The sequence below is a fragment of the Tepidibacter mesophilus genome, assembly GCF_002724055.1.
GTDB lineage: Bacteria > Bacillota > Clostridia > Peptostreptococcales > Peptostreptococcaceae > Tepidibacter_A > Tepidibacter_A mesophilus.
Genome location: NZ_BDQY01000082.1, coordinates 1 through 433 on the forward strand (window position 1 = coordinate 1; position 433 = coordinate 433).

Consider the following 433-nt stretch of genomic DNA (forward strand, 5'->3'; position numbering starts at 1 on the left):
ATGGCGATGACCTCGTTGACAACAGTGCTCATCGTCGCCAATTCAAGTATTATTGGCTTTTTCGGTCTCATCGTGCCGCTTATTGTTCGTGGGTTGTTCGTGAGTGACCACAAGTTGACGCTCCCCTTGACAGCTTTCTGTTGTGCTTTATTCATTATTTGGGCGGACTTAATTTCTCGGATTTTAATCCATAATGTGGAACTCCCGATTGGGATTATCACAGCGATGATTGGCGCACCCTTATTTATCTACATTATCATCAAAAAAGGGTACAGTTTTGGGGGCTAAAGATGAAATTATCCATTCAAAATCTTGAGATAGAAGTGGCACATCAGTCGATTGTGCGTCAGGTTTCCTTAGAAGTACCAGCTCAAAAAACGGTTGGTCTGATTGGTGCCAATGGGTCAGGCAAATCGACGTTATTAAGAAGTAT

General features: G+C 42.7%; 2 protein-coding genes. Both read left to right on the forward strand.

What is annotated here, in order from left to right; all coding sequences use genetic code 11:
• Positions 1 to 288, forward strand: a 288-nt coding sequence (locus tag Tmeso_RS15995; RefSeq protein ID WP_145993186.1) for an iron chelate uptake ABC transporter family permease subunit, incomplete at its 5' end; no start/stop codon positions are given.
• A 2-nt stretch (positions 289 to 290) separates the two neighbouring features.
• On the forward strand, positions 291 to 433 hold a 143-nt coding region (locus tag Tmeso_RS17230), incomplete at its 3' end, for an ATP-binding cassette domain-containing protein (RefSeq protein WP_145993187.1).